Below are 22779 nucleotides of genomic sequence, written 5' to 3' on the forward strand. Positions count from 1 at the left end.
GCAGGTCGACCAGGAAACGGTCCTGCTTGGGGTCGGCCTCGTCGACATAGTTGGCGATCTTGAACTCGGTATTGGGCTGCAGCGACACCAGGCCGCCGTCGGAAAACCGCACCTGGGCGCGGCCGGCGGTGCCCGTCAGTATGGATTCGCCGCTCTCCAGCGGCTTGCCCTTGGCCAGGGGCTCTGCCTTGCCGTTGGCACGCAGCACGTTGACGTCGCCGGCGATGAACTGGGCGACGCCCGCCGAGCCGGCGGCAAAGGATTGCGCGGGGAAAGCCGCCGCAACCACGACCGACAGGGCGGCGCGTTTGAGGGGAAATTCCCGTCGGGTTTTCATGGGGCTGTCTGGGCGCGGGCGGGCGTGTTCGGTCGGCACCGCGGGTTCAGAAGTCGCGGCGCACCGTGACCGAGAACAGGCTGCGCTTGTAGTCGGAAATCGCGACGTTGGATTTCACCGAGGTCAGGGCCAGCTGGGGCGTGACGCGCCACAGTTTGGCGGGCACCCAGTTCAGGCCCATGTTCAGGTTCCACTGCTTGTCATGGCGGGTGACGAGGAAGAGCGGATCGGCGCCGCCGTACTTGCGGTCTTCGTAAGCGAGGCTGCCGAACAGCGCCAGCGCGTCCGAAAGCGTTTTCTGGATGCCGGTGCGCAGGCCGACAAGGTCATGGCCCAGCTGCGGAACGCCCGCGGCGCGCTCCTTTTCCGTTCCGACGTAGCCGCCCGCGAAGACCACGATGTTGCTGTCGCGGAAGGCGTGGGCATAGGAGGTTCCGACCACCGTGCGCGTCGCGTCGCGCAGCGACTGGCCGGGGTAGCTCAGGTCGCCCCACTGGATGTAGGTGCTCCACTGGCGAAATCCGTCGATGCGGTAGGTCCATTCGCCGACCAGGCCTTGCTGGTCGCGGGCGCGCGAGCCGGCCACGGTGTAAGTCCCGGCCTGCACGACGCCCGAGAACTCGTGTTTGTCGTAGCGGTAGCTGGCGCCGAAATTGACATCGACCTGGCCGGTGTTGAAGTCGTTGTATTTGCTGTTGACGCGCGCGTTGCCGTAGACGTTGCCGATCAGCGACCAGCGCGGGTCGACCACATAGCGGGCCGACAGCCCGCCGCCCAGGCTCATGAACGCGTCCTTGGTTTCGACGCCGGCGGGATTGAGCGTGAAGATCAGGCCGCCGAAAGCGGGCACGGCCACATTCGGGTTGCCGGGGCCGCTGTTGATGTTGGTGTCGTAACCTATGCTGGCTTCCAGGAAGGGCTTGACCGACGAGCGGGCGGCTTCTTCGGTGCGGTCTATGGCCTGCAGGAACTGGTCTATGGTGGCGGCGGCTTCGGCAGGGATGTTGTCCTGCTTGGTTTCCAGCAGCACTTGCCGCGAGGCCTTGGTGTCACCGACGGAGAACAGCGCGCGGCCGAGTTCGGCACGTGCCCGGGAGTTGCTGGGCTGCACGGCCAGCACGCGTTCCAGGGCGAATACCGCGCGGGTGTACTGGCCGGTCTCGTTCGCGGCAATGCCCAGCACGGTGTCGAAGTCCGGGTCGCCCGCGCGCGCCGCCTCTTGCGGCTCCAGCAGATCGAAGGCTTTTTGCGCCTGGCTTTGGTCCAGCAGACTACGGGCGTTGCTGACCAGTGCGTCGACTTCCGCGTGCGCTAGGCCGTTGGCCAGGATGGCGAGAAGAACAGTGACCCCGCCCGAGAAAAGTTTGTTTTTTGAATACATAAGTATTATTTTATAAAGATCCCAGGTAACAACCCGTAAGCAACAAAAGTTTTATATCACGCGGGGATGATTTTCAGGGGTTTATTACACCTGCTACAGAGGGCGGGTGTGCGGCGCGGCAACACCTTTTTCGGGCTTTGGCACCGGCTTGGTGATATTCACCAGTTTCAAGGGGCGGCCAAGGGTATTTACGGGGGACATCTTTCCGGTTTGCGGGGGTAATATTAGTCATTGCTTATATTAAGAAGAAGTCACTATGGACGAGATGATTCAGGCCAGTGCCCAGGTGGAACGGGGACGGGTGTTTGAGCTGGCCGCCGAACTGTTTGCCGTACTCGCAACGCCCATGCGCTTGCGCGTGCTCAGCGCCCTGTGCGAACGCGAAAAATCCGTCAACGAGTTGCTGGCCGAGATCGACACCACCCAGCCCAATCTTTCTCAGCACCTTGCCGTGCTCTACCGCACTGGTGTGCTGGCCAAGCGCAGGGAAGGCACCCAGGTGATTTACCGGGTGCAAAGCGAAAAAGCCGTGGCGCTGTGCCGCAGCGTCTGCACCCAGATCGCCATCGAACTGGACGAGCCGGGCGCGCTGTCGCCGGCGCAAAGCCTGTCGCCGCGATCCGGCCTGCAGGACGCCTGAACCGAAAGACGCCACCCATGCTGAACCGATTCCTACAGCGCGCGCCCGAAAACTTTCTTTCGCGCCAGCAGATACAAGAAGTGCGGGCAGGGCGCCGCGGCTTTCTGGCCGGCGCCTTTGCCGCCGCGGCCGGCACTGTGGCCGCGGGCCGCGCCGTCGCGCAGGGCGCGGCGACGCCTGCCGAAGGCGAACCTGAAATCCTGAACCTTCCACCGCACAGCAAGGGCCTGGGCCAGCCGGTGGCGGCCCGCGGCTACGGCCTGCCCAGTGAGTTCGAGAAAAACCTGCAGCGCCGCGAAAGCCCGGGGCTGACGCGCGTGAGCCAGGCCAGCGTGAGTTTTTGCCCTTTGCAGGGCCTGTTCGGCATCATCACGCCCAGCGGCCTGCACTTTGAGCGCCACCACCAGGGCTGGTGGGACATAGACCCCTCCAAACACCGGCTGATGCTCAACGGCTGCGACGAGGCCATGCTCAAGCGCCCCATGGTCTTCAACATGGATGAGTTGATGCGCTTGCCCAGCGTGAGCCGCATGCATTTCATCGAATGCGGGGCCAACACCGGCATGGAATGGGGCAACGCCGCCGTCCCGACGGTGCAGTACACCCACGGCATGTTGAGCTGCAGCGAGTTCACCGGCGTGCCGCTGCGCACCTTGCTGGAACTTTGCGGCGCCGACCTCAAGCGTGCCAAATTCATCCTGGCCGAAGGCGCCGACGGCTCGGGCATGACGCGCACCATTCCCATGAGCCTGGTGATGAGCGGCGAAGTGCTGGTCGCCTATGGGCAAAACGGCGAAATGCTGCGGCCCGAAAACGGCTACCCGCTGCGGCTCATCGTGCCCGGCGTGCAGGGGGTGAGCTGGGTCAAATACCTGCGCCGCATCGAAGTGGGTGACATGCCCTACGGCGCCAAGGACGAAACGATTCACTACGTGGACCTGCAGCCCAGCGGGCTGCACCGGCAGTACACCAGCATCCAGGAAGTCAAAAGCGTGGTTACCTCGCCCAGCGGCGGCCAGGTGCTGCTGCAAAAGGGCTTTCACAACATCTCGGGCCTGGCCTGGAGCGGGCGCGGCAAGATACGCCGCGTCGATGTCTCGGTCGACGGCGGGCGCAACTGGACGCAGGCGCGGCTCGAAGGCCCGGTGCTGGCCAAGTGCCTCACGCGTTTTAACGCCGACTTCGTCTGGGACGGCAAGCCGGCGATTTTCCAGAGCCGCGCGGTGGACGAAACCGGGCAGATCCAGCCGAGCTACAACGAGTTGCGCAAGGTGCGCGCCTCGCGCAGCATTTACCACAACAACGCCATCCAGTCGTGGTCGCTGGAAGAAAACGGCGAGGTGAAAAATGTCCAGGTTTAAACGCGTCCGGTGCTCGTTGCTGGTGCTCGCCTGCCTCGGCACCATGGGCATGGCATCCGCGCAAACGCAAGCCGCCGCGCGGCAGGCGGCGCTGGCCAACATCGGCCGGACCGCCACGCCCGCCGAAGTGAAGGCCTGGGACATCGACGTGCGGCCCGATTTCAAGGGCCTGCCCAAAGGGCGGGGTTCGGTGCGCCAGGGTGAAGTGCTGTGGGAAGCGCAATGCGCCTCCTGCCATGGCAGCTTTGCCGAGTCGTCCGAGGTGTTCACGCCGATCGCCGGCGGCACCACGGCGCAGGACGTGAAAAGCGGCCGGGTCGACGGCTTGATGCCGGGCGCCAACCAGCCCAACCGCACCACGCTGATGAAGGTGTCCACGCTGTCGACGCTGTGGGACTACATCAACCGCGCCATGCCCTGGACCGCGCCCAAGACGCTGACACCCGACGAGGTCTATGCCGCGACGGCCTACATCCTGTTCCTGGGCAATGTGCTGCCGGAAGACTTCACGCTGTCGGACGCCAACATCCGCGAGGTGCAGGATCGCCTGCCCAACCGCAAGGGCATGACGACGGCGCACGCGATGTGGCCCGGCAAGGAGCTGGGCGGCACGGCCAGGCCCGACGTGCAGGGCTCGAACTGCATGGTGAACTGCAAGGCCGAAGTGGTGATCAAAAGCTTTCTGCCCGACTATGCGCGCAACGCCCATGGCAACCTGGCCGAGCAATCCCGCCTGGTGGGCGAAAGCCGCGGGGTGGACACGACACGGCCGGCTTCGGCCGCGGCGGCACAATCGGGCAGCGCCGTGGCGCAGGCTGATCGCGCGCCCGCCGCGGCAATCCCGGTGGCTGCCGTGGTGAAGACGGCGGCCACAGGCGCCGCGTCGGTGATGCCGCTGCTGCAGAAAAATACCTGCGTGGCCTGCCACGGCATGGACAACAAACTGGTGGGGCCGTCCTTCAAGGATATAGCCAACAAATATAAGGACCGTGCCGACGCGGTGAATTACCTCTCGGGCAAAATCAAGGCAGGCGGGCAGGGCGTCTGGGGTGCGATTCCGATGCCGTCGCAGGCTTTGAGCGCGGCGGAGTCGGCGCAGATTTCCCAGTGGCTGGCGCAGGGCGCGGTGAAGTAGGAGCTTGCGGGCCGGTGGTGTTCTTTTGAGGCATGCTTGGGAGAAATACCCTCCCGGATTTTTGAGTTTTTGGTGTCCAATCGGACTAAGTTTTTAAGACATTCAAGTTATATAAAAGAGGAGTTCAACCATGGAACGTCGTGATTTTTTGGCCAGCAGTTCCGGTGCCACGGCGCTGGCGCTGGCAGCCGCTTCGGGCCTGAGCCCGGCCTACGCGCAAAACGCCCCGGGCTGGAACAAGGCCGCTTTTGAGAGCAAATCCCTGGCCGACGCGGCCAAGGCCATGGGCGCCACCAGCGCGCCTGTCGAAAGCAAGGACCTGCTGCTGCAGGCGCCCGAAATCGCCGAAAACGGCAATGTGGTGCGCGTCGGCGCCCAGAGCAACATCGCGGGCACCACGCAGATCGCGCTTGTGGTTGAAAAGAACCCCAGCGCGCTGGCCGCCATGTTCGAGATCCCGGCCGGCACCGACGCCAATGTCTCGACCAATATCAAGATGGGCCAGTCCTCCAATGTTTATGCGCTGGCCAAGGCCGGCGACAAGTACTTCTATGCGGTCAAGGAAGTGAAGGTCACGCTCGGCGGCTGTGGCGGTTAATTCGCGCCAGTCCCGTCCATCATCCCAACCTTGAAATCAGGAGAAAAAAATGTCAGACCCCATGCGAATCCGGGCCCAGGCCCAAGGCGATAAAACCACGGTGCGCGTGCTCGTGAGCCATGAAATGGAAAGCGGCCAGCGCAAGGACGCCGCCGGCAAGACCGTGCCGGCCTGGTTCATCCAGAACATCAGCGCCACCTGGAACGGCAAGACCGTCATGAGTGCCCAGTGGGGCACGGCCGTGTCCAAAAACCCCTTTGTGCAGTTCAGCTTCAAGGGCGGCAAGGCCGGCGACAAGATCGCGGTCAGCTGGACCGACAACCACGGCGACAAGCGCACCGACGAGGCCGTGATTTCCTGAGTTCCCCGCCGGTTTTCGCGCTGATGCCCCGGCCGCCCACAACGATATTTGAGGAGAGACCACGATGAAGTTGAGCCTGTTTGGGCTGGCGGCCCTGGCCGCCGTATCCGCCTTGCCGCTGCCGGCGGCGGCGCAGAAGAGCACGGCCGAAGGCATTGCCGAATACCGCGCCATGCTGGCCGACGGCAACCCGGCCGAGCTGTACGAAGCCAAGGGCGAGGCTCTCTGGAAACAGGCGCGCGGCCCCAAGAACGCCTCGCTGGAGAAATGCGACCTGGGCAAGGGGCCGGGCGTGGTCAAGGGGGCTTTCGTCGAGCTGCCGCGTTTTTTCGCCGACACCCAGCGTGTGCAGGACCTGGAGTCGCGCCTGCTGAGCTGCATGGAGCAGTTGCAGGGCTTCAGCGCAGCCGAGATCGCCAAGACCCCTTTCGGCGCGGGCGAGCAGAAATCGATTGAATCGCTGGTGGCCTACATCTCGGCCGAGTCGCGCGACATGGCCTTCAACGTGCCGCAGTCGCATGCCAAGGAAAAGCTGATGTACGAGGTCGGCAAGAAGGTGTTTTACCTTCGCGGCGGCCCCTATGACTTTTCCTGCGCCTCCTGCCACGGCGAGGACAACAAGCGCGTGCGCCTGCAGGACCTGCCCAACCTGACCAAACAGCCCGGCGCCGGCAACGGCTTCGGCGCCTGGCCGGCCTACCGCGTCTCCAGCGGCGACCTGTGGAGCATGCAGCGCCGCCTGAACGACTGCTACCGGCAGCAACGCTTCCCCTTCCCGGGCTACGCCTCCGATGCCACCATCGCCCTGGGCGTGTACATGGGCGTCAACAGCAAGGGCGGCGTGTCGATCGCGCCCGCCTTGAAACGTTAATCCGGCAGGAAATCCTCATGAACACTTCCTACACACAAGCAGCGCTGTCCGCGGCGGGCCTGGCTTTTGCGGCCTTCTTCCTGTCCAGCTGCGCCACCGCGCCCACGGCCCAGCAGGTCGATGAAGCCACCCAGCAGGTGCTCAAAAGCTCGTTCCGCGAGCAGGGCATCGCCAAGATGGACCGGCTGACGCTGGACGCCTCCAACAAGGCCTGCTCGGAAGCGGCCGGCAAGCCGCTGGACGAAAAACTCGCCAAGTCCATTGAAGAGGCCAACCTGCAAACCGTGAAGCTGCCTTCGGACGGCAAGTACCTGGGCAACTGGAGCGAGGGCGAAAAAATCGCGCAAAACGGCCGCGGCCTGACCTGGAGCGATAAACCCGGCGAGGCCAACGGCGGCAGCTGCTACAACTGCCACCAGATCAGCAAGGCCGAGCTGTCCTTCGGCTCCATAGGCCCCAGCCTTTACAACTACGGCAAGCTGCGCGGTGTGAGCAACCCGGCCTCGCCCGAAAGCAAGCCCATCGTGGACTACACCTGGGGCAAGCTCTGGAACGCCAAGGCCTACAACGCCTGCTCCGACATGCCCCGCTTCGGCCACGCGTCCATCCTGAGCGAGCAGCAGATCCGCGACGTGATGGCATTGCTGCTGGACCCGAACTCGCCCGTCAACAAGTAATCCGCGGCGCTCCGGCGCCCGGATCGACCGCAACCTGAAAGCATGCCTGGCGCGCCGGGCAGGATGACCAACGCCATGAACCTCTCCCGCCGCGAGTTTGCAAGTGTCATGGCGGCCGCCCTGGCCGCCGGTTTTCCCCTGCAGCGAGAGGCCGGCGCCGCCCAGGCCGCCGGCCTGTACGAACTGCCGCGCAGCGGCAATGTGCACCTGCTGCACATGACCGACTGCCATGCACAGCTGTTGCCTATCTACTTCCGCGAGCCCTCTGTCAACCTGGGCGTGGGCGCCATGCGTGGGCAGGCGCCGCATCGGGTGGGCGAGCATCTGCTCAAGGCGGCCGGCCTCAAGTCGGGCACGGCCCAAGCCCATGCGCTGACCTTCCTCGACTTCGAGCGGGCCGCGCGCCAGTACGGCAAGGTGGGCGGTTTTGCCCATCTCGCCACCTTGGTCAAACAGCTCAAGGCCGGGCGCCCCGGCGCCTTGCTGCTGGACGGCGGCGACACCTGGCAAGGCAGCGCCACGGCGCTCTGGACGCAGGGGCAGGACATGGTCGATGCGGCCAAGTTGCTGGGCGTGGACGTGATGACCGGCCACTGGGACTTCACCTATGGCGAGGAGCGCATCAAAAAAATCGTCGAACAGGATTTCGCCGGCAAGGTCGACTTCGTCGCGCAGAACGTCAAGACCAGCGACTTCGGCGACCCGGTGTTCAAGCCCTATGTGATCAAGGAAATGAACGGCGTGCCGGTGGCCATCGTCGGCCAGGCCTTTCCCTACACGCCGATCGCCAACCCGGCCTGGCTCACGCCCAACTGGACCTTCGGCATCCGTGAAAGCGAGATGCAGGAAACCGTCAACGAGGCGCGCGCCAAGGGCGCCCAGGCCGTGGTGCTGCTGAGCCACAACGGCATGGACGTGGACCTCAAGATGGCCTCGCGCGTGACCGGCATAGATGCGATCCTGGGCGGCCACACCCACGACGGCGTGCCGGTGCCGGTGATCGTCAAAAACCCGGGCGGCCAGACCATCGTGACCAATGCCGGCAGCAACGGCAAGTTCCTGGGCGTGCTGGACCTCGACGTCAAGGACGGCAAGGTGGCCGGCTTCAACTACCGGCTGCTGCCGGTGTTCGCCAATTTGTTGCCGGCCGACACCGCCATGAACGAGCTGATCGCGAAGGTGAGGGCGCCTTACAGCGCCAAACTCGGCGAAAAACTGGCAGTGACGGAAGGCACGCTCTACCGGCGCGGCAATTTCAACGGCAGTTTTGACCAACTGATCCTCGACGCGCTGATGAAGGTGCGCGGTGCCGAGATCGCGTTCTCGCCGGGATTCCGCTGGGGCACTTCTTTATTGCCTGGCCAGGCCATCACGCGCGAGCATGTGATGGACCAGACCGCCATCAGCTATCCCTGGACCACGCTGACCGATATGCGCGGCGACATGATCAAGACCATCCTGGAAGATGTGGGCGACAACCTGTTCAACCCCGATCCGTATTACCAGCAGGGCGGTGACATGGTGCGCGTGGGCGGCCTGACCTATACCTGCGAGCCCGGTGCCAAGATGGGCGAACGCATTCAGGACATGCGTCTGGGCGGCAAGCTTATCGAAGCCGGCAAGACCTACAAGGTAGCCGGTTGGGCACCGGTGGCCGAAGCCAGCAAAAACGCCGGCCCGCCGGTCTGGGAGGTGGTGGAGAGCTACCTCAAGGCCCACAAAGTCATCAAACCCGTCAAGCCCAACACGCCAAAGCTGGTCGGTGTGGCCGGCGACCCGGGCCTTGCTGCCTGAGTTTTTGCCCCAATCTGTCAAACAGCTGTCAATGCGGCGCATGTGACGGCGTGTGACGGCGTGTGAGGGTGTGTGAGGCATGTAAAAGTCATGGCCTATTCGAAATGGGCATGGCCTGGTCTTTCCGCTGTCACAGTTCGGTGGCACAATCTGGGGTGTTTCTGAAGGCCCTTCCTGCCACAGTCGCATCCGCTAATCGGTCCAGCCGTGTTGCGGAAGGTTAATCAACCAGCTTTAACCAGCTAATGTTTCCCTAAGGGAAACGGAGGTCAGCGGATATGAGTTCCAGCCCGACGGCATCGTCCGTCTATTCAGCCTATCAAGGCAATACCTACCTCTTCGGCGGCAATGCGCCCTATGTCGAAGAGATGTACGAAAACTACCTCGCCAACCCCGGCAGCGTGCCCGACAACTGGCGCGAGTATTTCGACGCACTCCAGCATGTTCCCGCCGTGGACGGCAGCAATGCCAAGGACGTTCCGCACCTGCCGGTCGTCAATGCCTTCGCCGAGCGCGCCAAGCAGGGCCAGACCAAGGTCGTGGTCGCCAGCGGCGCCGACTCCGAAATGGGCCGCAAGCGCACGGCCGTCCAGCAACTGATCGCCGCCTACCGCAACGTCGGCGCACGCTGGGCCGACCTGGACCCACTCAAGCGCGCCGAGCGCGACAAGATTCCCGAACTGGAGCCCTCGTTCTACGGCTTCAGCGACGCCGACCAGGAAACTGTGTTCAATACGAGCAACACCTTCTTCGGCAAGGACACCATGAGCCTGCGCGAGCTCATGAACGCGCTGCGCGAAACCTATTGCGGCACGATTGGCGCCGAATACATGTACGCCACCGACCAGAACCACAAGCGCTGGTGGCAGCAAAAGCTCGAATCGATCCGCAGCAAACCCAATTTCGCCAAGGAAAAGAAACTCCACATCCTCGACCGCCTGACGGCCGCCGAAGGCCTGGAGCGTTTCCTCCACACCAAATACGTCGGCCAGAAGCGCTTCTCGCTGGAAGGCGGCGAAAGCTTCATCGCCAGCATGGACGAGCTGATCCAGCAGGGCGGCATCAAGGGCGTGCAGGAGATCGTGATCGGCATGGCCCACCGCGGCCGCCTGAACGTGCTGGTCAATTCGCTGGGTAAAGTCCCGGCCGACCTGTTCGCCGAGTTCGACCATACCGCTCCTGAAGACCTGCCCAGCGGCGACGTCAAATACCACCAGGGCTTCAGCTCCGACGTGACCACCCCCGGCGGCCCGGTCCACCTGACCCTGGCCTTCAACCCCTCGCACCTGGAAATCGTCAATCCCGTGGTGGAAGGCTCGGTGCGCGCCCGCATGGACCGCCGCGCCGACCCGCAGGGCAAGCAGGTGCTGCCCGTGCTGGTGCACGGCGACGCCGCCTTTGCGGGGCAGGGCGTGGTCATGGAAACGCTGGCGCTGGCCGAAACCCGTGGCTACTTTACGGGCGGCACGGTGCACATCGTGATCAACAACCAGATCGGCTTCACCACCAGCGACCCGCGCGACAGCCGCTCGACGCTGTACTGCTCCGACGTCGTCAAGATGATCGAGGCACCGGTGCTGCACGTCAACGGCGACGATCCCGAAGCCGTCGTGCTGGCCACCCAGCTGGCGCTCGAATTCCGCATGGAGTTCCATAAGGATGTCGTGGTCGACATCATCTGCTTCCGCAAACTGGGCCACAACGAGCAGGACACCCCCGCGCTGACCCAGCCGCTGATGTACAAAAAGATCGCGCAGCACCCCGGCACGCGCAAGCTGTACGCCGACAAGCTGGCGGCCCAGGGCATGGGCGACACGCTGGGCGACGACCTCGTCAAGGCCACGCGCGCGGCGCTGGACGCCGGCAAGAGCACCTTCGACCCGGTGCTGACCAACTTTAAGAGCAAGTACGCGGTCGACTGGACCCCTTACCTCGGCAAGAAGTGGACCGACGCGGGCGACACCGCCATCCCCATGGCCGAGTGGAAACGCCTGGCCGACAGGATCACCGCCATCCCGTCCACCGTGACCCCGCACCAGCTGGTCAAGAAGGTGTACGACGACCGCGCCGCCATGGGCCGCGGCGACATCCCCGTGGACTGGGGCATGGGCGAGCACATGGCGTTTGCCTCGCTGGTGGCCAGCGGCTACCCGGTGCGCCTGTCCGGCGAAGACTGCGGCCGCGGCACCTTCACGCACCGCCACGCCGTGATCCACGACCAGAACCGCGAAAAGTTCGACACCGGCACCTATGTGCCCCTGCAGAACGTGGCCGACAACCAGGCCCCGTTCGTCGTCATCGACTCCATCCTGTCCGAAGAGGCGGTGCTGGCGTTTGAATACGGCTACGCCTCCAACGACCCCAACACGCTGGTGATCTGGGAAGCCCAGTTCGGCGACTTCGCCAACGGCGCGCAGGTCGTGATCGACCAGTTCATCGCCTCGGGCGAGGTGAAGTGGGGCCGCGTCAACGGCATCACGCTGATGCTGCCGCACGGCTACGAAGGGCAGGGCCCCGAGCACAGCTCGGCGCGCCTGGAGCGCTTCATGCAGCTGTCGGCCGACCTCAACATGCAGGTGGTGCAGCCCACCACGGCCAGCCAGATCTTCCACGTGCTGCGCCGCCAGATGGTGCGTAACCTGCGCAAGCCGCTGGTCATCATGACGCCCAAGTCGCTGCTGCGCAACAAGGACGCGACCTCGCCGCTGTCCGAGTTCACCAAGGGCGCTTTCCAGACCGTGATCCCCGAGAACAAGGAAGAGATCAACAAGAAGGCCGACAAGGTCAAGCGCATCATCGCCTGCTCGGGCAAGGTCTATTACGACCTGGCCAAGAAGCGCGAGGAAAAGGGCGCGGACGACACCGTCATCCTGCGTGTCGAGCAGCTCTATCCCTTCCCGCACAAGGCCTTCGCCACCGAACTCAAGCGCTACCCGAACGCCACCGACATCGTGTGGTGCCAGGACGAGCCGCAAAACCAGGGCGCCTGGTTCTTCGTGCAGCACTACATCCACGAAAACATGCTCGATGGCCAGAAGCTGGGCTACTCAGGCCGCGCCGCTTCGGCATCGCCGGCTGTGGGCTACTCGCACCTGCACCAGGAGCAGCAAAAGGCGCTGGTCGACGGCGCCTTCGGCAAGCTTAAGGGCTTTGTGCTGTCCAAGTAAGGCCGGTCACTTCACCCTACAGAACACAAGAACGTACACGAAAGAAACAACATGGCTATCGTAGAAGTCAAAGTCCCCCAGCTGTCCGAGTCCGTGGCCGAGGCCACCATGCTGCAGTGGAAGAAAAAAGTCGGTGAAGCAATCGCCGTCGATGAAATCCTGATCGAAATCGAAACCGACAAGGTCGTGCTCGAAGTGCCCGCGCCTTCCGCCGGCGTGCTGACCGAGCTGGTGGTTGCCGACGGCGGCACCGTGGTGTCCGACCAGGTGATCGCCAGGATAGATACCGAAGGCAAGGCGGGCGCTGGTGCGCCTGTCGCCGCTGCGGCGGCCGCACCGGCTGCCGCGGCAGCTTCGGCGCCGGCCCCTGCCGCCGCTCCCGCTGCGGCGGGTGGCTCCATGGCCGGTGTTGCCATGCCCGCGGCCGCCAAGCTGATGGCCGACAACAACCTGGCCGCCGGCTCCGTGCCGGGCACCGGCAAGGACGGCCGCGTCACCAAGGGCGACGTCCTGGGTGCGACAGCCGGCGGCGCCAAGCCCGCCGCTGCCGCGATTCCCACGGGTGCGCCGACCACAGCCCTGCCGCAGGTCGCGGCCTCAGCCAAGCCCGCCGACCTGGGCGAGCGCCCCGAGCAGCGTGTGCCCATGAGCCGCCTGCGCGCGCGCATCGCGGAACGCCTGCTGCAATCGCAGGCCACCAACGCCATCCTGACCACCTTCAATGAAGTCAACATGGCACCCGTGATGGAAATGCGCAAGCGCTTCCAGGAAAAGTTCGAAAAAGAGCACGGCGTGAAGATCGGCTTCATGAGCTTCTTCGTCAAGGCGGCTGTGCATGCCCTGAAGAAATACCCTGTGCTCAACGCCTCGGTCGACGGCAACGACATCGTTTACCACGGTTATTTCGACATCGGTATCGCCGTCGGTTCGCCGCGCGGCCTGGTGGTGCCCATCCTGCGCAACGCCGACCAGATGAGCTTTGCCGACATCGAAAAGAAGATCGCCGAATACGGCGCCAAGGCGCGCGACGGCAAGCTGGGCATTGAAGAAATGAGCGGCGGCACCTTCTCGATCTCCAACGGCGGCGTGTTCGGCTCCATGCTGTCCACCCCCATCATCAACCCGCCCCAGTCGGCCATCCTGGGCGTGCACGCGACCAAGGACCGCGCCGTGGTCGAAAACGGCCAGATCGTGGTGCGCCCGATGAACTACCTCGCCATGAGCTACGACCACCGCATCGTGGACGGCCGCGAAGCCGTGCTGGGCCTGGTGGCCATGAAGGAAGCGCTGGAAGACCCGGCCCGCCTCCTGTTTGATATCTAAAAACTCCGGGGCAGGGTGGCCGTCGCTTGACGGGTCGCTCGCCACCGCTCAATCGGAAAAACAACATGTCCAAACAATTTGACGTGATCGTCATCGGCGGCGGTCCTGGCGGCTATATTGCCGCCATTCGCGCCGCCCAACTGGGTTTTAACGTCGCCTGTATCGACGAGTGGAAAAACGCCAAGGGCGGCCCGGCCCTGGGCGGCACCTGCACCAACGTAGGCTGCATTCCGTCCAAGGCGTTGCTGCAGTCGTCCGAGCACTATGAGCAGGCCGGTCACCACTTCGCCGACCATGGCATTGAGGTCAAGGGCCTGGGCCTGGACGTGGCCAAGATGCTGGGCCGCAAGGACACCGTCGTCAAGCAAAACAACGACGGCATCGTCTACCTGTTCAAGAAAAACAAGGTCACCTTTTTCCACGGCCGCGGTTCCTTTGCGGCAGCCAAGAACGGCCTTTATGAGATCAAAGTGGCCGGCGCCGCCGAGGAGACCATCTCCGGCAAGCACATTATCGTGGCCACGGGCTCGAATGCCCGCGCATTGCCCGGCGCGCCGTTTGACGAGGAAAACATCCTCTCCAACGACGGTGCGCTGCGCATAGGCGCGGTGCCGAAGAAGCTGGGCTTGATCGGCTCCGGCGTGATCGGCCTGGAAATGGGCTCGGTCTGGCGCCGCCTGGGCGCCGACGTGACGGTGCTCGAAGGCCTGCCGACCTTCCTGGGCGCGGTGGACCAGCAGATCGCCAAGGAAGCCCACAAGGCTTTCACCAAACAAGGCCTGAAGATCGAGCTCGGCGTCAAGGTCGGCGAGGTCAAGTCCTCCAAGAAGGGCGTGTCGGTCGCCTATGTCGATGCCAAGGGACAGGCGCAGACGCTGGAAGTCGACAAGCTGATCGTCTCCATCGGCCGCGTGGCCAACACCATAGGCCTGGCGCCCGAAGCCGTGGGCCTCAAGCTCGACGAGCGCGGTGCCGTGGTGGTTGATGACGCCTGCAAAACCAACCTGCCCAATGTCTGGGCCATCGGTGACGTGGTGCGCGGCCCCATGCTGGCGCACAAGGCCGAGGAAGAGGGCGTTGCGGTCGCCGAGCGCATCGCCGGCCAGCACGGCCACGTCAACTTCAACACCATTCCCTGGGTGATCTACACGAATCCCGAGATCGCATGGGTGGGCCAGACGGAAGAGCAGCTCAAGGCCGCCGGCCGCGCCTACAAGGCCGGCACCTTCCCCTTCATGGCCAACGGCCGCGCGCGGGCACTGGGCGACACCACCGGCATGGTCAAGATGCTGGCCGACGCCGCGACCGACGAAATCCTGGGGGTGCACATCGTCGGGCCTTTCGCCAGCGAACTGATCGCCGAATGCGTGGTGGCCATGGAGTTCCGCGCCAGCAGCGAGGACATCGCGCGCATCTGCCACGCGCACCCGTCGCTCAGCGAGGCGACCAAGGAAGCCGCCCTGGCGGTCGACAAACGTACGCTGAACTTCTGAGCACACGGGCGCAGTGCCGGTGACTCAACCAGTACGCGCAGCGTACGACGCTGAACTGGCGGCGCGGGGTTACGTCAGCGACCCCGCGCAGCTGCGCGCCGTCGAGGCGCTGGAACGCTGCGCCTCCGAGTGGGCTGATTTCAAGGAGCAGCGCTCCAACGCCTTCAAGAAGCTGATCAACCGGCCCGACATTCCCCGCGGTGTGTACATGCACGGGGGCGTCGGGCGCGGCAAAAGCTTTTTGATGGACTGCTTTTTCGGGGCGGTTCCGTTGCGGCGCAAGGTCCGGCTGCATTTTCACGAGTTCATGCGCGAAGTGCACCGCGAACTGCAGGACCTGCAGGGCACGGCCAACCCGCTGGACGAGCTCGGCCGGCGCATTGCCAAACGCTATCGGCTGATCTGCTTTGATGAGTTCCACGTGGCCGACATCACCGACGCCATGATTCTTCATCGCCTGCTCTCGGCCCTGTTCGAGAACGGCGTGGGCTTTGTCACCACCTCCAACTTCCACCCGGACGAGCTCTACCCCAACGGCATGCACCGGGACCGCGTGCTGCCGGCCATTGAGTTGCTCAAGGCCAACCTGGAGGTCCTCAGCGTCGACAACGGCACCGACTATCGCAGGCGCACCCTGGAGCAGGCCAGGCTCTACCACACACCGCTGGGCCCCCAGGCCGATGCCGAAATGACGGAAACTTTCAACGCGCTGGCGGAGTCCCAGGATGAGAACCCGGTGCTGCAGATCGAGTCCAGGCAGATCCAGGCCAGGCGCAAGGCGGGCGGGGTGGTGTGGTTCGACTTCAAGACGCTGTGCGGCGGTCCGCGCTCGCAGAACGACTACCTGGAGATCGCGACCCAGTTCCATACCGTGCTGCTGAGTGACGTTCCTTACATGCCCTTACGTATGGCCTCGGAAGCCAGGCGCTTTACCTGGCTGGTGGATGTGCTGTACGACCGGCGGGTCAAGCTCATCATGTCGGCAGAAGTTCCGCCCGAGGCGTTGTACACCGAGGGCCCGCTGGTGCACGAGTTCCCCCGCACCGTCTCCCGGCTCAACGAAATGCAGTCAAAGGAATTCCTGGCGCTTGATCGCCGAAACGTGGATACCACTCTCACATGAAAAAATTCGCCGCCGCATGCTTTCTCGCCACCGTGGGCGTGCTTGCGGGCGCGCAACCCGCGGTGCAACAGCCGGCCGCGCCCGCTGAGGCCCCCCGCAGCATCGATGCCGAGCGAGCCAGGATCAACGCGGAACGCGCCCGGCTGGAAGCGGGCTTCCTCGCTGAAGACGCCGAGTGCTATAAAAAATTCGCCGTCAACAGCTGCCTGGGCAAGGTCAACGAGCGCCGGCGCGAAGTGATGGGCGACCTGCGCCGCCAGGAAATCCTGCTCAACGACGAAGAGCGGCGCATCCGCGGTGCGGAGCAGATCCGCAAGACCGAGGAAAAGGCATCACCCGAAAACCAGCAGGAAGCCGCCGACCGCCGGGCAAAAGCCGCGGCCGACTACCAGTCGCGCCTGGAGCGGGAGAAGAAAAAGAACGAGGACCGCGCCGCCGCCAAAGCCGCTGAGCAGGGCAACAGCGATGCCAGCGCCGCCCGGCTCAAGGGCAGCCAGGAGAAATCCCAGGCGAAGGCTGACAAGCAAGCCACTGCGGCAGCGGAGGCGAAAAAATACAACGACCGCGTGAAGGAAGCGCAGGAGCGCAAGGCCCAGCACGAAAGCGAACGGCTCAAGCAGACCAAGCCGCCGGCCAAGTCCCTGCCTTTACCCCAGGACTAAGCGGGGCGGTGGCTCGGGGGCCAGGGGTTCGAGCTTGACGATCACCAGCGAGAGGTTGTCGCCGCCGCCCCGTGCACGCGAGCGGGCCTTCTGGATCAGGAACTCGGTGGCTTCGCGCGGTGACAGCATGGACAGGGCCGAGCCCATTTCGCTGGCGCTGAAGTAGTGCCAGACACCGTCGCTGCAGGCCAGCAGCACGTCTTCCGGGCGTAACTGGGGGATAAAGTGGTGTGTGATGGGCGGAGCGTCTTCGGTGCCCAGGCAGCCCATCAGGATATTGGACTGGGGATGGACATTGGCTTCCTCTTCGGTGATCTCGCCCTTGTCGACCAGCGTCTGCACGTAGGAATGGTCCACCGTCCGGTGCACCAGCTTGCTGCCCTGGTAGTGGTAGATGCGGGAGTCGCCGGTGTGCACCCAGTGGCAGTCGCCGCCCGGGTTGATCAGGAAGGCCGCCAGCGTGCTGTGGGGTTCCTGTTCGGCTGAGATCGCCGTGAGCTTGATCACGATGTGTGCTTCCTCGACGATCTGCTTGAGCATGGCGGGGGCGTCATCGGTTTCCGGTGAATAGCGGTCAAAGAGCTGCTTGGCGGTCAGCATGACCTGGTCGGAAGCCTTGCGCCCGCCGCTGCGGCCTCCCATGCCGTCAGCCACGATGCCCAGCATGCAGCCGGGAATCCGCGAGTGGCTGAACAGGTTGACCTGGTCTTGCTGGTAGTCCCGATCCCCTTTGTGGATACCGGTGGAAGCTGTGATTCGATAACCTTTGGACATTGTGTGGTCGTTCGGGCGCGAGGCTCGATTTATGGTCGCAATCGACGTATTATCAAGCGAAGCGGCGCGTACGGATAAAAAACCTTGGACTTAAATTTACATTCCCCGGAACGGCAGCTGATTGAACTCAGGATGGAGCATGCGGACCTCAACGCGCTGGTGGACATCGCGGCGCACACCATGCCTATCGACGAACTGCTGCTCAGGCGCCTTAAAAAGCGGCGCCTGCAGCTGCGTGACCAGATCGCTCAACTCGAGTTGTCGCTGGACCCCCCCGAGCCCGCCTGATGACGCTTGCGCTTGAAGTCGAAGAGGCTTTTGCGCCCGGCGGTGTGCTGTCGCGAGCGGCGGAGCACTTCACGCCGCGCAGCGGGCAGACTGAAATGGCCCTGGCCGTGGCACGCGCCATCGAGGGGGCTTACCCCCTGGTGGTCGAGGCCAGCACCGGTGTTGGTAAAACTTTTTCTTACCTGGTCCCGGCCCTGTTGAGCGGCGAGCGCGTGCTGCTGTCGACCGCGACCAAGGCCCTGCAGGACCAGCTGTTCGGCCGAGACCTTCCGCGCCTGGTCGAGGCACTGGGGCTCCCTGTGAGCACGGCCTTGCTCAAGGGGCGGGCCAGCTACCTGTGCCTGCATCGCATGGAGATGGCCCGCCAGGAGGCCTACCTGCCCGACGGCGTTTCCGTGCGCGCCCTGGCCAGGATAGAGGAATGGTCCAAGGTGACGCGCACCGGCGACCTGGCCGAGCTGCCGGGGCTGGACGAGCGTTCCCCCATGATCCCGCTGGTGACTTCCACGCGCGAAAACTGCCTGGGCGCCCCGTGCCCGCGTTTTCGGGCCTGTCACGTGAACCTGGCCCGCAGGGAGGCCATGGCAGCCGACGTGGTGGTGATCAACCACCACCTGTTTTTTGCCGACCTGGCGGTGCGTGAATCCGGCGTGGCCGAACTGCTGCCTTCAGTGCGCATTGCCATCTTCGATGAGGCACACCAGCTCAACGAAACCGGTGTGCAGTTCCTGGGCACCAACCTCACCACCGGCCAACTGCTGGATTTCGCGAGGGACATGCTGGCCACCGGCCTGCAACTGGCCCGCGGCCTGGTCGACTGGCAGGAGGTGGTGTCCGCGGTGGAGCATGCTGCGCGCGAGCTGCGTCTGTGCGCTGGCAAGCAATACCCCGGAACCAAGCTCAGGTGGGTGGGCGAATCCCCCGAGGGCCTGGATGCGGACGAATGGAACGGCGCTTTGCAGGCCGTTCACGCCTCCTGCGAGCAGGCCTGCGCGGCCCTGGATACGGTCAGTGAAATCGCCCCCGACTTTGTTCGTCTGCATGAACGTGCCGCGGAGCTGTCCGAACGCGCCCGGCGCTTTGTCCATGCTTGTGAGCCGGGCTGTGTGCGCTGGGCCGACGTGGGCACCCAGCTGCGGCTGGTCGAGTCGCCACTGGACATTTCCAAGGCCGTCAAAAGCAAGGTGCTGGGTGCGGGCAACGGCGCCGACAAAACCTGGGTGTTCACCTCGGCCACGCTGGGTGACGACGACAAGCTCAGCTGGTTCACCCAGCCTTGCGGGCTGGAGGAGGCCGAGGTCTTGCGCGTCGGCAGCCCTTTTGACTATGAACGCCAGGCGGCGCTCTATATACCGCCGGCCTTTCCCAAGCCGGGAGACCCCCTCCATACGGTGAAGGTGGCCGAATCCGCCGCCAGGTGGTCGCGGCACCTGGGCGGCCGCACCATGGTGCTGACCACCACGCTGCGGGCATTGCGCACCATCGGTGACGCGCTCAGGGATGCTTTCCGGGAGTCGCCCGACATGGAAGTGCTGGTGCAGGGCGCCATGCCCAAGCGCGTGCTGATAGAGCGCTTTCGCGAGGGCAACGCCAACGGCGGCAAGGGCTGCGTGCTGGTGGCGTCGGCTTCGTTCTGGGAGGGCATCGATGTGCCGGGCGACGCGCTGCAACTGGTCATCATCGACAAGCTGCCGTTTCCGCCGCCGAACGACCCGCTGGCCGAAGCCCGCTCCAAACTGCTGGAGTCACAGGGGCGCAGCGCGTTCAACGATTATTTTCTGCCCGAGGCGGCCGTGGCGCTCAAGCAAGGTGCCGGCCGGCTGATACGCCGTGAAACCGACGAGGGTGTGCTGGTGGTGTGCGACAGCCGCCTGGCGTCCATGGGCTACGGCAAGCGGCTGCTAAGGGCGTTGCCGCCCATGCGGCGCCTGCTGTCGGAGCAGGAGCTGGCGGACAGGCTGGACGCCCTTACCAGAACTTGTACCAGGGATTGTCTGCAGCCTTGAAGCCCTTGGTGAGGTAGGGGCTCTGCGGGTAGTTCTTTTCCATGATGCGGCGGGTGTCGTCGCGCAGCTCGGCCATGCCCAGGGCATCATAGGATTTGTAGAGGATGTAGATAGCTTCTTCCAGCGCGGGCACGTCGCGGTAGTCGGCGATCGCGGTCTGTGCGCGGTTGATGGCGGCCACATAGGCGCCGCGGGAGTAGTAGTAGCGCGCCACATGCACTTCCGATTGCGCCAGCGAGTTCACGATGTAGCTCATGCGCAGGCGGGCATCGGGCGTGTACTTGGATTCGGGGAAACGGGTCACCAGCTCCCGGAATGATTCAAACGATTCCTTGGCGGCCTTCTGGTCTCGCTCGGACAGGTCCTGGCGCGAGATGAAACCGAAAATGCCCAGGTTGTCGTTAAAGTTGACCAGGCCCTTGAGGTAAAGCGCATAGTCGTATGCGGGGCTGGCGGGGTGCAGCTTCATGAAGCGGTCCAGCGTCGCGATGGCCTGGGCTTGTTCGCCGCCCTTGTACTGGGCATAGGCTTTTTCGATTTGGGCCTGCTGGGCCAGCGGGGTTCCCGCTGCGCGGCCTTCAAGTTTTTCATACAGGGGGATCGCCTTGTCGTAGGCGCCCGAACTCGCTTCGTCCTTGGCTTCGGCGTAGATCTTGTTGGGGCTCCAGGTGGCCGTCTTGTCGGGGGCTGGTGTGCTGGAGCAGCCGGCGATCACGAAGGACAGTGCGCAAACGGCTGCAAGAAGCGGCATTGCATTGGGAACAACCGATAATTTGGTGGAAAACATTGCAATCGACCTTCTTGATGACTGATTCAGAACAAAGCAAATTGATTATATCGGCCGCTGCTGCGCCCAAAAGCGTCCCGGATGAGGCCCAGGAGGAGGGGGATACAGCGGCCGAGATGGAGTTGCGGCAGGTGACGGTTCCCGCGGAGAGTCACGGCAGCCGGCTTGACCGCGCTTTGGCCGCCATTGTGCCCGAGTTCTCGCGCACTTATCTCCAGCAATTGATCGAAGGCGGCATGGTGAAGCTGGCCGGTGCGCCGGCGACCAAGGCCTCGGCCAAAGTCAAGGCCGGGGATGCGCTCCTGATCGAGTTGCGACCCACGCCGCAAAGCCAGGCTTTCAAGCCCGAAGCCATGGCGCTGGACATCGTGTTTGAAGACGCTTACCTGATGGTGCTCAACAAACCGGCGGGGCTGGTGGTGCACCCCGCACCGGGCAACTGGAGCGGAACCCTGCTCAACGGCTTGCTGGCGCACGACCCCCAGGCCGTGTTCCTGCCGCGCGCCGGTATCGTCCACCGCCTCGACAAGGACACCAGCGGCCTGATGGTGGTCGCTCGCCAGCGGACGGTGATGGACCAGCTGGTCGGCCTGATCGCCGCCCGCGACGTGAGCCGGGAGTATGTGGCCCTGGCCCACGGCGCCTGGCAGGGCGCAAAGACCCGCCAGGTCGACGCCCCCATAGGCCGAGACCCGCGCAACCGGCTGCGCATGGCGGTGGTGGACCTGGAAAAAAACGCCGGCAAGACGGCCTCCACGGTGGTGTCGCTGCTGCATGGCACCGACAAGCACTGCCTCGTCAAGTGCAAGCTGCATACGGGGCGCACCCACCAGATCCGGGTCCACATGGCGCTTCTGGGCCATCCGCTGGTGTCTGACGAACTCTATGGCGGAGCACCCGCCGCGGGCCTGGGTCGGCAGGGCCTTCATGCTTGGCGCTTGGCCTTCACCCACCCCGTCACGGGCAAGGTCATGGAGTTCCGGGCCGAGCCGCCTGCCGACCTTCAGGCCGCTATGGCCGGTTTGGGCCTGATATACAATCAAATTCAGTAGTTTCCAGCTACCTGCACCATGGCTCCTGACAGGAGATTGCGCATGGATGCATGCGCGAACAAGCGCCGAACCCACGTTTTCCCGGCCTTTTTTTCCGCCCTTTTTCGGAACGACCACAATCATGAATACGACGGATGCAAAGCGCGTCCTCGAAACAGCACTTATTTGCGCGCAGCAACCGCTGCCATTGCGTGAAATGGGTGTGCTGTTCAACGGGGTACTGACTGCCGACAGCCTCAAGCTGGTACTTGAAGAATTGCAGAACGACTGGTCGGGCCGCGGCGTGGAGCTGGTGCACGTCGCGACGGGCTGGCGCTTTCAAAGTCGGCCCCAGATGCGCGAGTACCTGGACCGGCTGCACCCGGAAAAACCCCCGCGTTACAGCCGCGCGACGCTGGAAACGCTGGCCATCATCGCTTACCGCCAGCCCGTGACGCGCGGCGACATGGAAGATATCCGCGGCGTGACGATCAACAGCATGATCCTCAAGCAGCTGGAGGATCGCGGCTGGGTCGAGGTCATAGGCCATCGGGAAACCGTGGGGCGGCCGGCGCTGTACGCGACCACCCGGCAATTCCTGGACGACCTGGGCGTCGAGTCGCTGGACCAGCTTCCCGTCATGGACAGCGCCGGCGCGACGCCGGCCGCAATGCTCGAGCAAATCGAATTTGGAATGGCCGGGGACGGCGAGGCGCAACTGGAAGGACTGGCACTTGTCGCGCAGGCGCAGGACGCCGTCCTTGCGGAGGATCCGGCCGGCGTGAGCGAATCCCCGGAACCGGATGCCATGGGCGAAGCCCATGAACCGGCCGGCAACGCCGAGGCGGCTGACATTGAAATGCCGGAACCCGTGGAAGCGGCGGTCGAGGCCCCGCAACTGCAAGCCCACGGCGACGGCGATGCCGAGGCTTCCGGGCAGGATGACGTCGATTTCCCCGTACGAATGTAA

General features: G+C 64.2%; 20 protein-coding genes and 1 pseudogene. 17 read left to right on the forward strand and 4 right to left on the reverse strand.

All coding sequences use genetic code 11. From position 1 onward, the window contains the following. Both PMI15_RS15890 and PMI15_RS15895 read right to left on the reverse strand, forming a co-directional pair. Window positions 1-337: pseudogene (locus PMI15_RS15890) on the reverse strand (iron dicitrate transport regulator FecR); the annotation flags it as partial. 46 nt (window positions 338-383) lie between these two features. Next, complete coding sequence (locus tag PMI15_RS15895) at window positions 384-1718, reverse strand: surface lipoprotein assembly modifier (protein ID WP_007871145.1); 1335 nt, start codon at window positions 1716-1718, stop codon at window positions 384-386. A gap of 256 nt (window positions 1719-1974) precedes the next feature. Between PMI15_RS15895 and PMI15_RS15900 the strand changes: the two genes are divergently transcribed. The 13 genes from PMI15_RS15900 to PMI15_RS15960 all read left to right on the forward strand — a co-directional run bounded on the left by PMI15_RS15900 (window position 1975) and on the right by PMI15_RS15960 (window position 16923). Then, window positions 1975-2358 (forward strand): helix-turn-helix transcriptional regulator, encoded by a 384-nt coding sequence (locus PMI15_RS15900; RefSeq protein WP_007871148.1) that lies wholly within the window; start codon window positions 1975-1977, stop codon window positions 2356-2358. A 17-nt stretch (window positions 2359-2375) separates the two neighbouring features. Next, entirely contained in the window at window positions 2376-3719 is a 1344-nt protein-coding gene (gene soxC / locus PMI15_RS15905) for a sulfite dehydrogenase (protein ID WP_007871149.1), read from the forward strand. Then, window positions 3706-4854 carry a c-type cytochrome gene (locus PMI15_RS15910; RefSeq protein ID WP_007871151.1) on the forward strand — a complete coding sequence of 383 codons (1149 nt, stop codon included), beginning with the start codon at window positions 3706-3708 and terminating at the stop codon, window positions 4852-4854. The genes soxC and PMI15_RS15910 overlap by 14 nt, the downstream gene beginning before the upstream one ends. Before the next feature lie 130 nt (window positions 4855-4984). After that, window positions 4985-5452 (forward strand): thiosulfate oxidation carrier protein SoxY, encoded by a 468-nt coding sequence (soxY, locus tag PMI15_RS15915; protein ID WP_007871152.1) that lies wholly within the window; start codon window positions 4985-4987, stop codon window positions 5450-5452. 49 nt (window positions 5453-5501) lie between these two features. Beyond that, the gene (gene soxZ / locus PMI15_RS15920) at window positions 5502-5813 is read left to right on the forward strand and encodes a thiosulfate oxidation carrier complex protein SoxZ (RefSeq protein ID WP_007871154.1); all 312 of its coding nucleotides are present in this window, start codon (window positions 5502-5504) and stop codon (window positions 5811-5813) included. Between the two features lie 64 nt (window positions 5814-5877). Continuing rightward, on the forward strand, window positions 5878-6684 hold the full coding sequence (soxA, locus tag PMI15_RS15925; RefSeq protein ID WP_007871156.1) for a sulfur oxidation c-type cytochrome SoxA: 807 nt from the start codon (window positions 5878-5880) through the stop codon (window positions 6682-6684). A 17-nt stretch (window positions 6685-6701) separates the two neighbouring features. Then, window positions 6702-7361, forward strand: a complete 660-nt coding sequence (soxX, locus tag PMI15_RS15930; RefSeq protein ID WP_007871159.1) for a sulfur oxidation c-type cytochrome SoxX — start codon at window positions 6702-6704, stop codon at window positions 7359-7361. 75 nt (window positions 7362-7436) lie between these two features. Further along, window positions 7437-9155 (forward strand): thiosulfohydrolase SoxB, encoded by a 1719-nt coding sequence (soxB, locus tag PMI15_RS15935; protein ID WP_007871162.1) that lies wholly within the window; start codon window positions 7437-7439, stop codon window positions 9153-9155. A 278-nt stretch (window positions 9156-9433) separates the two neighbouring features. Next, window positions 9434-12322: a 2-oxoglutarate dehydrogenase E1 component gene (locus PMI15_RS15940; RefSeq protein WP_007871164.1), complete on the forward strand. Its 2889-nt coding sequence runs from the start codon at window positions 9434-9436 to the stop codon at window positions 12320-12322. Between the two features lie 51 nt (window positions 12323-12373). Further along, a complete protein-coding gene (gene odhB, locus PMI15_RS15945; RefSeq protein ID WP_007871166.1) occupies window positions 12374-13645 on the forward strand; it encodes a 2-oxoglutarate dehydrogenase complex dihydrolipoyllysine-residue succinyltransferase in 1272 nt (423 codons plus the stop codon). 65 nt (window positions 13646-13710) lie between these two features. Further along, complete coding sequence (gene lpdA, locus PMI15_RS15950; protein WP_007871170.1) at window positions 13711-15138, forward strand: dihydrolipoyl dehydrogenase; 1428 nt, start codon at window positions 13711-13713, stop codon at window positions 15136-15138. A gap of 19 nt (window positions 15139-15157) precedes the next feature. Beyond that, window positions 15158-16261 (forward strand): cell division protein ZapE, encoded by a 1104-nt coding sequence (gene zapE, locus PMI15_RS15955; RefSeq protein WP_036839423.1) that lies wholly within the window; start codon window positions 15158-15160, stop codon window positions 16259-16261. Continuing rightward, a complete protein-coding gene (locus tag PMI15_RS15960) occupies window positions 16258-16923 on the forward strand; it encodes a hypothetical protein (protein WP_007871174.1) in 666 nt (221 codons plus the stop codon). Before zapE ends, PMI15_RS15960 begins: the two co-directional genes overlap by 4 nt. Here PMI15_RS15960 and PMI15_RS15965 read toward each other — a convergent pair. Beyond that, on the reverse strand, window positions 16909-17697 hold the full coding sequence (locus tag PMI15_RS15965) for a PP2C family serine/threonine-protein phosphatase (RefSeq protein ID WP_007871176.1): 789 nt from the start codon (window positions 17695-17697) through the stop codon (window positions 16909-16911). The two genes, PMI15_RS15960 and PMI15_RS15965, sit on opposite strands and share 15 nt — an antisense overlap. 84 nt (window positions 17698-17781) lie before the next feature. Here PMI15_RS15965 and PMI15_RS15970 point away from each other — a divergent pair, with 84 nt between their 5' ends. Beyond that, the gene (locus PMI15_RS15970) at window positions 17782-17985 is read left to right on the forward strand and encodes a DUF465 domain-containing protein (RefSeq protein ID WP_007871178.1); all 204 of its coding nucleotides are present in this window, start codon (window positions 17782-17784) and stop codon (window positions 17983-17985) included. Continuing rightward, window positions 17985-19991, forward strand: coding sequence for an ATP-dependent DNA helicase (locus tag PMI15_RS15975; RefSeq protein ID WP_007871180.1), 2007 nt, complete (start codon window positions 17985-17987; stop codon window positions 19989-19991). The genes PMI15_RS15970 and PMI15_RS15975 overlap by 1 nt, the downstream gene beginning before the upstream one ends. Here the strand turns inward: PMI15_RS15975 and PMI15_RS15980 are convergent. Beyond that, window positions 19954-20778, reverse strand: coding sequence for an outer membrane protein assembly factor BamD (locus PMI15_RS15980; protein WP_007871182.1), 825 nt, complete (start codon window positions 20776-20778; stop codon window positions 19954-19956). The genes PMI15_RS15975 and PMI15_RS15980 overlap by 38 nt on opposite strands. A gap of 17 nt (window positions 20779-20795) precedes the next feature. Here PMI15_RS15980 and PMI15_RS15985 point away from each other — a divergent pair, with 17 nt between their 5' ends. Next, window positions 20796-21830: an RluA family pseudouridine synthase gene (locus PMI15_RS15985; protein ID WP_007871184.1), complete on the forward strand. Its 1035-nt coding sequence runs from the start codon at window positions 20796-20798 to the stop codon at window positions 21828-21830. A gap of 121 nt (window positions 21831-21951) precedes the next feature. Beyond that, on the forward strand, window positions 21952-22779 hold the full coding sequence (gene scpB, locus PMI15_RS15990; protein WP_007871185.1) for an SMC-Scp complex subunit ScpB: 828 nt from the start codon (window positions 21952-21954) through the stop codon (window positions 22777-22779).

The organism is Polaromonas sp. CF318, from assembly GCF_000282655.1.
Lineage (GTDB): Bacteria > Pseudomonadota > Gammaproteobacteria > Burkholderiales > Burkholderiaceae_C > Polaromonas.

Coding starts and splice junctions, on each gene's coding strand:
- lpdA (WP_007871170.1), top strand. CDS start 13,711: ATGTCCAAACAATTTGACGTGATCGTCATCGGCGGCGGTCCTGGCGGC.
- soxZ (WP_007871154.1), top strand. CDS start 5,502: ATGTCAGACCCCATGCGAATCCGGGCCCAGGCCCAAGGCGATAAAACC.
- PMI15_RS15900 (WP_007871148.1), top strand. CDS start 1,975: ATGGACGAGATGATTCAGGCCAGTGCCCAGGTGGAACGGGGACGGGTG.
- soxX (WP_007871159.1), top strand. CDS start 6,702: ATGAACACTTCCTACACACAAGCAGCGCTGTCCGCGGCGGGCCTGGCT.
- PMI15_RS15985 (WP_007871184.1), top strand. CDS start 20,796: ATGACTGATTCAGAACAAAGCAAATTGATTATATCGGCCGCTGCTGCG.
- PMI15_RS15895 (WP_007871145.1), bottom strand. CDS start 1,718: ATGTATTCAAAAAACAAACTTTTCTCGGGCGGGGTCACTGTTCTTCTC.
- PMI15_RS15960 (WP_007871174.1), top strand. CDS start 16,258: ATGAAAAAATTCGCCGCCGCATGCTTTCTCGCCACCGTGGGCGTGCTT.
- odhB (WP_007871166.1), top strand. CDS start 12,374: ATGGCTATCGTAGAAGTCAAAGTCCCCCAGCTGTCCGAGTCCGTGGCC.
- soxB (WP_007871162.1), top strand. CDS start 7,437: ATGAACCTCTCCCGCCGCGAGTTTGCAAGTGTCATGGCGGCCGCCCTG.
- PMI15_RS15975 (WP_007871180.1), top strand. CDS start 17,985: ATGACGCTTGCGCTTGAAGTCGAAGAGGCTTTTGCGCCCGGCGGTGTG.
- soxC (WP_007871149.1), top strand. CDS start 2,376: ATGCTGAACCGATTCCTACAGCGCGCGCCCGAAAACTTTCTTTCGCGC.
- scpB (WP_007871185.1), top strand. CDS start 21,952: ATGAATACGACGGATGCAAAGCGCGTCCTCGAAACAGCACTTATTTGC.
- PMI15_RS15965 (WP_007871176.1), bottom strand. CDS start 17,697: ATGTCCAAAGGTTATCGAATCACAGCTTCCACCGGTATCCACAAAGGG.
- PMI15_RS15980 (WP_007871182.1), bottom strand. CDS start 20,778: ATGTTTTCCACCAAATTATCGGTTGTTCCCAATGCAATGCCGCTTCTT.
- soxA (WP_007871156.1), top strand. CDS start 5,878: ATGAAGTTGAGCCTGTTTGGGCTGGCGGCCCTGGCCGCCGTATCCGCC.
- soxY (WP_007871152.1), top strand. CDS start 4,985: ATGGAACGTCGTGATTTTTTGGCCAGCAGTTCCGGTGCCACGGCGCTG.
- PMI15_RS15940 (WP_007871164.1), top strand. CDS start 9,434: ATGAGTTCCAGCCCGACGGCATCGTCCGTCTATTCAGCCTATCAAGGC.
- PMI15_RS15910 (WP_007871151.1), top strand. CDS start 3,706: ATGTCCAGGTTTAAACGCGTCCGGTGCTCGTTGCTGGTGCTCGCCTGC.